The sequence below is a fragment of the Dyadobacter koreensis genome, assembly GCF_900108855.1.
GTDB lineage: Bacteria > Bacteroidota > Bacteroidia > Cytophagales > Spirosomataceae > Dyadobacter > Dyadobacter koreensis.
This window is the reverse complement of the sequence record NZ_FNXY01000002.1, coordinates 635,045-647,158: the sequence shown is the minus strand read 5'-3', so window position 1 is coordinate 647,158 and position 12,114 is coordinate 635,045. Positions and strand designations below refer to the sequence as shown.

Below are 12,114 nucleotides of genomic sequence, written 5' to 3'. Positions count from 1 at the left end.
TAAAGGAGAGAAAAAACTAAAAAGCAATAGCCGGATTTCTTCGCCCGGTTTTGCCATATAACACAAATCCCGCTCCTTCGTAACGAAGAATCGGGATTTGTGTTATATTTTCTTTAAGCCGGTTAAATCAAAAAATGAAAATTCAGAGCACTTTTATCTCAATTATGGCAAAAGCTTTTTTTCGCACTAAGTCAACATGCCGCCATCAACCTGAAGAACCTGGCCTGTGATGTAACGTGACATATCAGAAGCAAGAAAAACACAGGCATCCGCAACTTCTTCCGGCTGACCGCCACGTTTCATCGGGATGGATTGTTTCCAGTCTTCCACTGCTTTTGAATCTACCGCATCTGTCATTTCAGTTTCGATAAATCCTGGCGCGACAGCGTTCGAACGGATATTTCTCGAACCCAATTCGAGGGCAATCGATTTTGTAAATCCAATAATTCCCGCTTTTGAGGCCGCGTAATTCGATTGTCCCGCATTGCCGCTGATACCGACAACAGAGGTGATATTAATTATAGATCCGCTTTTGGCCCGGATCATTGTTTTTGTAGCTGCTTTGGTAAGATTAAACACCGATTTCAAGTTGATATTGATCACTGTATCCCATTGCTCCTCGCTCATGCGCATCAGCAATCCATCACGCGTCACACCAGCATTATTTATAAGGATATCCAGTTTACCGAAATCAGCAACGACGTCAGTAACCAACTGGTCTGCCTGCTGAAAATCAGAAGCATCAGAACGATATCCCTTTGCTTTGATACCGAATTGCTCCAATTCCTTCACTAATGCTTCTCCTTTTTCCACACTGGAAAGATAGGTAAAAGCCACATTTGCTCCCTCCTGAGCTAAACGCAAAGCAATTGAACGCCCAATACCACGAGAAGCTCCGGTAACCAAAGCCACTTTATTTTCTACTAATCTCATAAACAGGTTTAAAATCGGATAGAATGAATTTCGAACCGCAAAAATAGAGTATTTATACAGACGGGCAAAAAAAGAGATAGCGATGAGAAGTTCTTTTGTTATTTAGGCCCAAATCGGATGGATAAATCAGTTGTTGTACAGAAAAATTTTATTGAATGGTTGAGAAAATTTGGCATTACAACCAACTTAGAGAACCATTATTGAAAAAAAACAACCCTGCCAAAAGGATCAGCAAGGTTGTAAGAATAATAGGAGAATCCACTTAATTAACTGTAAAAACTATTTTAACCCTTTCGCCAAAGGAATAAAATAAATCACATTTTGGTCTGTCTGCATTGTTGATGGAAGTATTTTCTGAATGATCGTGTTGTCTGGCGTTGCCGGGCTCACAATACCGAAATCGTCGTCGTTGACAATCGCAATCATATTGTTATTAATAATGGCAAGTCCTTCCGCCTTATCGTGTGCGTAACCTCCCGGAACAGCCAGGATATCTGCAACCAACTCTTTTGTTACAGGTTTGATATTGTTTGAAGAAATTTCAGCATCAGACAATTCATCAACTGTTTTTCCTCCAAAAAGCAAACCGCTTTCTTTATTTTCCGAATCTGAAACATTGGTTGCCGCAGAGATATCAATTTTGTAAACTTTCTTTACCATAGATGCCGGATTACCGCCTGCAAAATCCTGATCACGTTCCAGAACAAGAAACGTATTTCCCGTAATCGCAACGATTTCACTTGATAAGGTTTTAATCGATTCGGTGATATAGACAAATTGTTTTGTCTCGCCCGAGGCGATATTGAAAACGACAATTCTTAAAACTTTTGAACTGGCAACTTTTGCTTTTGACGGGTTATATATCGGCGACTGCATCATCCCAACCAGAAATTTGCCGTCTGGGGTGATTGTCAGTCCTTCCATACCACGGTTCGGACGCCGGCGCGCAAGAACTTTGGGCAATTTCCGGCCACCCGTCCCAGTCCCGAAAGGATTTATGCGTTCAATTGTTTTTCCAGCCTTATCGAAATGGACAATATGCGGACCATATTCGTCGCTTACCCAGAAAGTGCCGTCCTTAGGATCAATGGTCAAACCTTCGCAATCAATGCCCTCAGCATCATTCGAGATCGGCGCACCTGAAAAATCCAGCGCAGTTTCACCTGCATTCCCTTCACCCGGTAAATTTGGACGACCGGTAAGTTTCACTCCCGCAGCATTTTTAAATTCAACAGAAGATTGATAAACCAGCTCATCACCGACCAGTTTAAATTTTGCAATATGCGGATTAAAATCAGGTACCGGAAAAATCTTTGCCTCATTCGTCCCGTCCACATTAGGTCCGCGATCAGTCATCAAATAAAATGAATCCCATTCGCCCGGAACCTGCGCCATGGAAGAACCGTATCCACTTCCGTAAATTTTTGTCCCCGTTGAAGTCGTAGATAAAATAGGCGCAGTCTTGAAGGCCGCTTTTGCAGGATAATTTCCGCCATTCGGATTTTCGATAGCATGATCGGTACACGAAATAATCGCGGCCGCAGATAATGTGGCAAGAAGGGTAAATTGTAAAGTGTGTTTCATAAAATCTGTTTTTTTGTAAAACTACCTTTATGAAATGAGGCGGAAGTTATGTGGATGTTATGAAAAGATTAAATTGCTGATCAAAATACATTTCAAATATTTCCTTCCAACGTAAACCTTCTCATAGCTGGTACGGTTTCTTTTGTTTAACACTAGTATCATTCTAATAAAAATTTCAATAAAAAATGGCAGAATCAACAAAAACAGCACTGATCACAGGTGGCTCAAAAGGAATTGGATATGGAGTGGCCGTAGTTCTTATTAAAGAAGGAATTCGCGTGGCAATTACAAGCCGGTCACAAAAAAGCGCTGATGAAGCGGCAACTGAATTGAACAAAATCAAGGAAGGTTTCGCTATCGGTATCGAATCAGATGTCCGCAGCCTTGAATCACAGCAGAATGCTGTAAAAGTTGTACTTGAAAAGTGGGGACAACTGGATTATGTAGTAGCAAATGCTGGCGTTGGCCATTTTGCTTCCATTTATGAACTGACTCCTGAGCAATGGCAGGAAACTATAGACATCAATCTTACCGGTGTATTTTACAGCGCGAAAGCCTCCCTTGACGCGTTGAAGGAAACAAAAGGATATTTCATTAATATTTCAAGTCTTGCGGGAACGAACTTTTTCCCGGACGGAACCGCTTACAATGCCAGCAAATTTGGTCTGGTGGGTTTCTCGCAAGCGATGATGATGGATGTAAGAAAAGACGGGATCAAAGTTACTACCATTATGCCAGGCTCAGTAGCGACGGAATTCGCGAATCACCAGCCTTCTGAGAAAGATGCATGGAAAATTCAACCGGAAGATATTGGCCAGATGGTATCCGATTTGATCAAGATGCCCGCCAGAACATTGCCAAGCAAAGTAGAAGTAAGACCTGCTGTTCCTGGAAAATAATATTGAAAGAGTACTGTTTGTCCGGATTCTGTTTCAGACAAACAGTACTAAAATTTGATATTTTCTTTACCGTACCATTTAAAATATAAATAGTAAGAAATAACAAACCCCGCAGCCGCGATTCCCCAAACCGGAATTTTATACAAAATCATAAAAGTCAGGATCACAAATCCTGATAAAACCGGTTTCATCATATCTTCCAGCAGTGCGCTTTGTTTGTATAGATAGATATGAAAAAGCATGATTAAAGCCAACCCCAAAATGTATAACTGCATCACTTCAGAAAATGAGATTATCTGATAGCGGAGGGCAACAAGTGTTTCGGGGGCCAGCAAAACCGCATGAATGATTCCAGTTCTTAAAAATCTTTCCGGCATTGAGATAGGCAGAGAGCGATTCCAGAGCCAGACGTCATTCTCCCAATAAAATAACTCGAAAGACAATCCGATATTCAAAAGATAACCAAGCGAAAAACCGATGGCAGGTAAGCGGATATCATAAACATCGGTCTGGTAATAAATAAGCGTACAAATAATTATCCCGACTGAGCCGGCTTTACAAGTCAAAAATGTCAGCCCCTTCTCCCTGATCAACCATTCGATTGACCAATAAATCCAGGAAACGGGGCGGGGAAATGGCCATGCAGATGAGCTTTTTGCTTTCAAATTGAATAGTTGCGGATTGCGAATTCTCCATTCAGCAACCAGTACAACAGCTGCGCTTAAAAACATATAAAAAATAAAAATCGGCCAGACCCGGTGTAAAAGTTTATCCTGTCGGGCGATTGCAAGGATATAAACCCCATAGTAAAGAATGGGTTGCAAAAACCCCAGTGCCATTAGAAAAAAGCGACTGACCCGCTTAAAATTTGGCCATAGTCTGGTTTGATATATAAACGAATAATCTGGCTGAATCCAGAGATTGCTGACAAAATGGCTGCACAAAAAAGTATATAAAATCCAGATTCCAGCCAGGTAAAACATTCCAAAGGGATCTGTCAGAAAGAAAAGTGCAAAACCATAATGCTCGCTCCCACCCATAAAACCGAACAGAATCGCCAGCAAAACGAAAAACATTCCGGCGCGTTGCCTGAAAAAAGTCTGGACTGTGGAAAGCATTAGTATCTTCATTGCATTTTCAGTTTAACCAAGGTTTTATTTTTCAGGACAAAACTTTCGGTTACTTCCAGGCCTTCCTGCTGAAAAAGCTGATGGGAGGAAATCAGGAAAGTAACGCCTTTTTCATAATAAGCCCGAATCAAATGGAACAACGCCTGCCGGGCTTCCTTATCGATGGTAATAAGCGGCTCATCCAAAATGATAACCGAGGGATTTCCAAGAAACGCAACCGCCAGTGATACTTTTTTCACCATACCGCTCGAACAGCTACCGAAGTTTTGTTTAAGATAATTTACACCCAAAGCATCGATCAGCATATCTGCTTGTCTGGCCGGACTTTTTTTTGCCTCAGCAACAAAGGAAATCAAATCTGCGGGCGTTAAAAAGGAAGGGTAAAGAGGTTCCGCTTCACCCAGATTCATCCGCAGCCGATAATCTACCGGATGCGCCCTAAAATCATACTTCGCATCCAAAATTATATTTCCGGAACATGGCAGCATGCCTGCAAGCGAACGAAATAATGTAGACTTTCCAGCACCATTTTCTCCCTGAATCCAGTAAATGCCGTAATCAACCTTCCAGGAGACAATATCGAGGACTTCCAGCACACCATAATGCTGCTTCAAATTTTCGATTTCAAGGATCATTTCCTATATATAAGTTATTGTCATATCAAAGATAATATTTAAACTAAGCCATCGGAAAAGTCGTGATTAAATGTTTAAAAAAGTGTTATTTTTACTTAACAACAAATGCTTCAAGATATGCAGTGGCTTGTTGATTATTTCGGTCAGATTCCATCTTCGCATCGAAGTGCAATCCTTGTGGGCGGAATTCTTTTTTTCTGGATTATTGAGGGAACCTGGCCGCTTTTTGGATATCAATATCAAAAATGGAAACATGCCGGAGTTAATTTCTTTTTCACACTGACAACCATTTTTGTTAATTTTCCTCTTGCTTTTATCTTGGTTAAATCAAGTACCTGGGCAGTTGATAACAATTTTGGGATTTTACACATCTTTCCTAATCTTCCTTATTGGGTACAGGCTGTCGCCGGATTGTTGATACTGGATTTGGTCGGCGCCTGGACCGCACACTGGATCCAGCATCAGGTCAAAGTTCTGTGGCGGTTTCACATTATTCACCACGCCGACCAGCATGTTGATACGACGACAGCAAACCGCCACCATCCCGGAGAAAGTCTGATCCGGTTCGCATTTACAACTCTGGCAATACTGATTTCCGGTGCACCGATGTGGATTGTTTTTCTCTACCAGTCACTGTCGGTTGTACTCTCGCAGTTCAACCATGCCAATATCGTTTTGCCCCGTTGGCTGGATAAATTTGTAAGCCTTGTACTTGTTACGCCAAATATGCACCACGTCCACCATCATTATGTGCAGCCATTTACAGACTCCAATTATGGAAATATTTTTTCAATATGGGATCGCACCTTTGGCACTTTCAAAACATTGGATCAGCAAAAAATCATTTACGGAATCGATACACATCTGAAAGCAGAGGAAAACAGTACCGTCTCTAATCTTCTTCAAATACCTTTTCAAAAATATAGATCTGCAACTGCAGAAAATTTGGGTAAAAAATAATTTACCAAATTTTAACTTGTAATACTTTCAAAATAAGAAAGATAACTTTGGATAAACACTTTTCAGTTCTACTTTTTAAAAATTTTTAATAAATTGTGTGCTCGTTCACAAAGTTGATTACTGTTACACGTTTTTATGAAGAAAATTTCCCTGATTTTAGTATTCTTACTTATTTGTATTTTTCATGTCCAGGCCCAATATCTGGCTGAATGGAAATCACTAGACGCCAGACAGACACCTGCCTGGTTCAGAGATGCAAAGTTTGGGATATTTGTTCATTGGGGTTTGTATTCAGTACCATCGTGGGCTACTAAATCCAATGCAGACGGTTTCGGCAGCGGCTATTCCGAATGGTACTGGCAGCGTCTGATGGAGCCAAAATTGAAAATCCATAAGGAATTTGTCGCTTTTCAGGAAAAGGTATACGGTCCAAATTTTAAGTACCAGGACTTTGCGGGACAATTCAAAGCGGAACTTTTCAACCCCGACGACTGGGCTGATCTGTTCCAAGAGTCAGGTGCAAAATATGTAGTGCTCACATCAAAACATCATGAAGGTTATGCTCTATGGCCAAGTGCGGAATCATGGAATTGGAATTCTACCGATGTTGGCCCTCACCGCGATCTTGCCGGCGATCTGACAAAATCTGTGAAAGAAAAAGGTCTGCATATGGGTTTTTACTATTCCTTATATGAGTGGTTCAATCCGACTTATAAATCTGATGTGAACAAATATGTCGACGAGCATATGATTCCTCAGATGAAAGATCTCGTTACACGTTATAAACCGGATTTACTTTGGACAGACGGTGAATGGGACCAGTCGTCGGAAACATGGAAAAGCAAGGAGTTTCTTGCCTGGCTTTTTAATAACCAATCGGTAAGCAAAAATATTGTGGTGAACGACCGCTGGGGAAATGATACAAAAGGAAAACACGGCAGTTTTTATACCTCTGAATATGGTCAGGGAACGGTTTCAGATTCGCATCCATGGGAAGAATGCCGTGGCATCGGTGAATCATTTGGGTATAACCGTAATGAGAATCTCGAAGATTATATGAGCAGTGATAAGCTTGTTCATTCTCTGATCCGGGTTGTTTCAAAAGGAGGTAATTTCTTGCTGAACATCGGCCCCACGGCCGACGGGAGAATCCCTGTCATTATGCAGCAGCGCCTCAAAGATCTTGGCAAATGGATGCAAGTGAACGGAGAGGCAATTTACAGTTCCGAACGTTGGAGCAGTGCAAATAAGGCTACAACAGACAGCTCTGTCTATTATACAAAAAAAGGGAAAGACCTGTACGTTATCTGTTCGGAATGGCCGGAGCAGATTGCGGTAAAAGGAATTTTAAATCCGAAGCGTGTAACAATGCTGGGATATAAAGGCGTGATAAAAACTTCTCAATCGAAAGGCAAAATTATTATTTCAGCACCCATCGTAACACCAAAGACTATGCCTTGCAATTCCGCCTGGGTTTTCAAACTCGAGGGCGTTTTATAAAAAATAAAAATTAACTCTGACAGAAAATAATTAACTGATAAAATATTACCATGAAACCAACACGTCGTTCTTTTTTGCGTTTATCGGCTTTGGCCCTGCCTTTCACGCAGTTCAACAAACTATTTGCATCCACAGCTGTCAACAAACCAATCGTTGTTTCAACCTGGGATAGTGGACAAATCGCCAATGGCGCAGCATGGCCGGTTCTCGAAAAAGGCGGAAAAGCAATTGATGCGGTTGAGCAGGCTGCCATTGCTATTGAAAACGATATCAACTGTTGTGTCGGTTTGGGTGGAAATCCTGACCGTGACGGATATGTGACGCTTGATGCAAGTATCATGGACGAAAAAGCAAACTGCGGTTCTGTTGCTTTTATGGAACGTATAAAACACCCGATTTCCGTCGCCAGAAAGTTGATGGAAACAACGCCGCACGTTTTTCTTGCAGGCGTTGGCGCACAGCAATTTGCGATTGCAAACGGTTTCCCCCTGGAATCGGGAAAACTCTCACCTGATGCGGCAAAGGCTTACAAAGAATGGCTGGTGAAAGCAGAATATAAACCTGTTATCAATATTGAACATCAGCAATCCAAAAAAGGTGGCCATGGTCCCTTTGCTCCAAATCGTTTTGAAGATGGTTCTTTCAACCACGATACGATGGGTACTATCGCTTTGGATGGCAATGGAGATGTTTCGGGTATGTGCACGACCAGCGGCATGGGCTTCAAAATGCGCGGACGTGTTGGTGATACCCCGATTATCGGTGCTGGTTTGTTTGTTGATAACGAAGTAGGCGCGGCAACTTCTTCCGGACAAGGTGAAGAGGTAATCCGTGTTTGCGGAACGCACCTGGTTGTCGAGTTTATGAGAAACGGGCTCTCTCCGTATGAAGCTTGTAAAAAGGCGGTGGAAAGAATTATCAAACCAAATCCTGAACGTGCAAAAACTTTTCAGGTTGGTTTCATTGCGATCAATAAGCAAGGTGAGGTTGGCGCATATTCTGTACAAAAAGGCTTTAACTATACCGTCACTGAAAAAGGGGGCAAAGGAAAAGTGATTAATGCTGAAAGTTACTTTGCATAACTTCTTGCTGTCGGCTTTCAGCGGTCGGCAATCAATCACTGCAAATATTTTTTATTGAAACAAATAGTTATACCTGAAATGAAATTAAAACCTATTCTGCCTGCCCTGCTCTTATTTTTAACAACGGCAACTTTTGCCCAGCAGCATTCGGAACAAAATCACTCCAACTACGTCGCTCCGGCAGATCCGTTGGTTCAGCAGAAATTGAGTAAATGGCAAGATGTAAAATTTGGCCTTTTGATGCACTGGGGTACTTACAGCCAGTGGGGAATTGTAGAATCGTGGTCGTTATGTCCGGAAGATGAAGGCTGGTGTGAGCGAAAAGGACCGCATTCACACGACTGGTTTGAATACAAAAAAGCGTACGAAGAAATCGGTAAAACATTCAATCCTGTAAAATTTAACCCTGAAAAATGGGCAACAGCTGCGAAAAACGCCGGTATGAAATATGTTGTCTTTACTACAAAACATCATGATGGTTTCGCGATGTTTGACTCCAAATATACAGATTACAAGATCACGAATACACCGTTTAAGTCGAACCCGAAAAGTAATGTAACCAAAGAAGTTTTGTCTGCTTTCCGTGATAAAGGCTTCATGACCGGAACCTATTTTTCAAAACCTGACTGGAATACGCCGTCGTATTGGTGGAAATATTTCCCGCCGAAAGACAGAAACGTTTCCTACGACCCCAAGAAATATCCCGAGCAGTGGAACAAGTTCAAGGATTTTACATACAATCAGATCGAAGAGCTAATGTCTGATTATGGTTCGGTTGATATACTTTGGCTGGATGGCGGCTGGATTCGTCCCAAAAGTACGATTGACCCAAATATCAGCTGGCAGAAAAGTATTCCGTATGATCAGGATATTGATATGGCGCGCATTGCAAAAATGGCTCGCTCACATCAGCCTGGTTTACTTGTTGTGGACCGTACCGTCACAGGTGAGTTTGAAAATTACGTGACACCGGAACAGCAAATTCCTGATCATTACATGGATATTCCCTGGGAATCATGTATGACGATGGGAGATTCGTGGTCTTATATTCCAAAAGAGAATTTTAAATCAACCAGAAAACTGGTTCATACTTTATTGGATATCGTCTCAAAAGGGGGAAATCTTTTGTTAAATATAGCGCCGGGCCCTGACGGTGAATGGCATGAAGAAGCTTACCAGCGCTTGGATGAAATCGGGAAATGGATGAAAGTGAACGGTGTCGGTATTTACGAAACCAAACCTCAGGCCCCATACCGTCAGGGAAAATGGGCATACACTAAAAAGGGAACTACCACGTACGCATTTTATCTTGCAGAAACGGGTGAGACAATTCCCGGCCGCCTGAAACCAGAAGGTCTTACGATTTCGCCATCAGCAAAAATCAGTTTGGCAGGAGATAAAAAAACGTTGAAATTGAAAGACGGAGTTATAGAAATCCCTGCCAAAACAATTTCAGCACTTGGTCAGCAACCTGCTTATTTGTTTGTGATTAACTGATTAACCCACTCGATCTACCACCTGAGGCATCATGGAGAACCTTCGGTAAACTTACATGTCTTAGGTGGTAATTGACAATTTCACTTTATTTGTAATACCTTTAAACAAAAACGTTTACTACTTTCGATTCTTCTGGGAAACCTCAAACCCTTAATTCCGACATGATAAAACAAATAGCCGCTTTATTTTTCCTTACGGCATTTACCTCGTTTGCGCAAACTCCCCCGAAACCTTACGGTGCACTGCCATCTCCACGGCAGATTGCATGGCATGAAACGGAAGTTTATGGCATAATGCACTTCACGCCCACAACATTTGAAAATAAAGAATGGGGTTTTGGTGATGCAGATCCAAAATCATTTAATCCAAAGGATTTCAATGCTGAGCAAATCATCCTGGCTGCAAAAGCAGGCGGGTTGAGAGGTATCGTTTTTGTTGCAAAACACCATGACGGCTTCGCGCTTTGGCCAACAAAAACTACGGAATATAATATTTCAAAAAGTCCGTTTCGTGATGGAAAAGGCGATATGGTAAAAGAAGTCGCAGATGCGGCGCGTAAACATGGATTAAAATTCGGGGTTTATTGTTCACCCTGGGACAGGAATAATGCGAAATATGGCACACCGGAATATCTCGCAATCTACCGGGAACAACTTCGGGAGTTGTATACAAATTATGGCCCGTTGTTTATGTCCTGGCATGATGGCGCAAACGGAGGTGATGGCTATTACGGCGGAGCAAAAGAAAAACGCTCGATCGATAACACAACTTATTATCAGTGGGATTCTACCTGGACTAACCTGACAAGAAAACTTCAGCCGACAGCTAATATTTTCAGCGATGTAGGCTGGGATGTTCGTTGGGTCGGAAACGAAGATGGTGAAGCTGCCGAGACTTCCTGGGCTACTTTAACCCCCGTTCCTTCAAAAGGCACAAATGTTGCCGTTCCCGGACAGGCTAATGCGGATGAAAATCCAGGCGGAACACGAAACGGAAAAATGTGGATTCCTGCTGAATGCGATGTTCCACTTCGCAAAGGCTGGTTTTACCACCCCGACCAAAAGCCTAAAACACCCGATAAACTTTTTGATCTCTATTTTAAAAGTGTAGGGCGAGGTGCCGGACTGGATTTAGGTCTGGCTCCTGACACAAGAGGGCAACTTCATGAAGACGACGTTGCAGCATTAAAGACTTTTGGTGATCGCGTTAAAAATACATTTGCTACCAACCTGATTGCTCGTGCAAGCTCAAAAGCGGTAAATGTTCGCGGCTACAATTCAATTTACAGTGCCAAAAATATTTTAGATGGAAAACCGGAATCTTACTGGGCTACAGACGAAGACTTCAAAACGCCGGAAGTAACGATTGAGATGGGTTCGCCGATCACTTTTGATATCATCAGTTTACAGGAATATATCAAACTTGGACAACGGATCGAAGGCTTTGCAGTAGATGTGTGGACAGGAAATGAATGGAAAGAAATCCATGCAGGAACAAGCGTTGGAGCAAAACGTCTGGTAAAACTTTCTGCTCCGGTAACAGGACAAAAATTTAGACTAAGAATTACAAAATCACCCGTCAGCATAGCAATCAGTGAGTTTGGTTTTTATAAAGACGCTCAGTAATATTTTTAGAGTAGCAAAAAATCCCTTCGAACAATGCGTCGAAGGCATTTTTGTTTAAAAGCTGTTTTTATCATAAGTAAATCCATCAATAATATCGTAAAACCCTGTACAACATATTTATATGTGCTTCGCGGTGGTCATTTTTTCAGATACTCTTAAAAACACTGTCTGATCGGAAATTTCTGTATGCAATATTCTTTTATCTGAAATGCCCATTTGACTTAATACGGATTTATGCTACGTTAATATGGCTCAGTAAAACTATAATC

10 protein-coding genes are annotated in these 12,114 nt (G+C 41.8%); 6 read left to right on the top strand and 4 right to left on the bottom strand.

Translation table 11 applies throughout. The features are described from left to right. Window positions 1-186: 186 nt before the first annotated feature. Together fabG and BMY70_RS07185 are read right to left on the bottom strand one after the other, a co-directional pair. Window positions 187-933, bottom strand: coding sequence for a 3-oxoacyl-[acyl-carrier-protein] reductase (gene fabG / locus BMY70_RS07190; RefSeq protein ID WP_090333943.1), 747 nt, complete (start codon window positions 931-933; stop codon window positions 187-189). A gap of 279 nt (window positions 934-1,212) precedes the next feature. After that, window positions 1,213-2,517 (bottom strand): esterase-like activity of phytase family protein, encoded by a 1,305-nt coding sequence (locus BMY70_RS07185; RefSeq protein ID WP_090333940.1) that lies wholly within the window; start codon window positions 2,515-2,517, stop codon window positions 1,213-1,215. Window positions 2,518-2,702: 185 nt separating this feature from the next. Here BMY70_RS07185 and BMY70_RS07180 point away from each other — a divergent pair, with 185 nt between their 5' ends. Continuing rightward, window positions 2,703-3,416: an SDR family oxidoreductase gene (locus tag BMY70_RS07180; RefSeq protein WP_090333937.1), complete on the top strand. Its 714-nt coding sequence runs from the start codon at window positions 2,703-2,705 to the stop codon at window positions 3,414-3,416. Window positions 3,417-3,463: 47 nt separating this feature from the next. Here the strand turns inward: BMY70_RS07180 and BMY70_RS07175 are convergent, their stop codons facing one another. Together BMY70_RS07175 and BMY70_RS07170 are read right to left on the bottom strand one after the other, a co-directional pair. Further along, a complete protein-coding gene (locus tag BMY70_RS07175; protein WP_090333934.1) occupies window positions 3,464-4,546 on the bottom strand; it encodes a hypothetical protein in 1,083 nt (360 codons plus the stop codon). Further along, entirely contained in the window at window positions 4,543-5,181 is a 639-nt protein-coding gene (locus BMY70_RS07170) for an ABC transporter ATP-binding protein (protein ID WP_090333931.1), read from the bottom strand. The genes BMY70_RS07175 and BMY70_RS07170 overlap by 4 nt, the downstream gene beginning before the upstream one ends. A 117-nt stretch (window positions 5,182-5,298) precedes the next feature. Here BMY70_RS07170 and BMY70_RS07165 point away from each other — a divergent pair, with 117 nt between their 5' ends. From BMY70_RS07165 to BMY70_RS07145, 5 genes are all read left to right on the top strand, one after another. Further along, window positions 5,299-6,141, top strand: coding sequence for a sterol desaturase family protein (locus tag BMY70_RS07165; protein WP_090334774.1), 843 nt, complete (start codon window positions 5,299-5,301; stop codon window positions 6,139-6,141). Between the two features lie 135 nt (window positions 6,142-6,276). Beyond that, complete coding sequence (locus BMY70_RS07160; protein WP_090333927.1) at window positions 6,277-7,641, top strand: alpha-L-fucosidase; 1,365 nt, start codon at window positions 6,277-6,279, stop codon at window positions 7,639-7,641. 50 nt (window positions 7,642-7,691) lie between these two features. After that, window positions 7,692-8,723: an isoaspartyl peptidase/L-asparaginase family protein gene (locus BMY70_RS07155; RefSeq protein ID WP_090333924.1), complete on the top strand. Its 1,032-nt coding sequence runs from the start codon at window positions 7,692-7,694 to the stop codon at window positions 8,721-8,723. Window positions 8,724-8,801: 78 nt separating this feature from the next. Continuing rightward, complete coding sequence (locus tag BMY70_RS07150; protein ID WP_090333922.1) at window positions 8,802-10,220, top strand: alpha-L-fucosidase; 1,419 nt, start codon at window positions 8,802-8,804, stop codon at window positions 10,218-10,220. A 161-nt stretch (window positions 10,221-10,381) separates the two neighbouring features. Then, entirely contained in the window at window positions 10,382-11,845 is a 1,464-nt protein-coding gene (locus BMY70_RS07145) for an alpha-L-fucosidase (RefSeq protein WP_090333918.1), read from the top strand. Window positions 11,846-12,114: the final 269 nt, after the last annotated feature.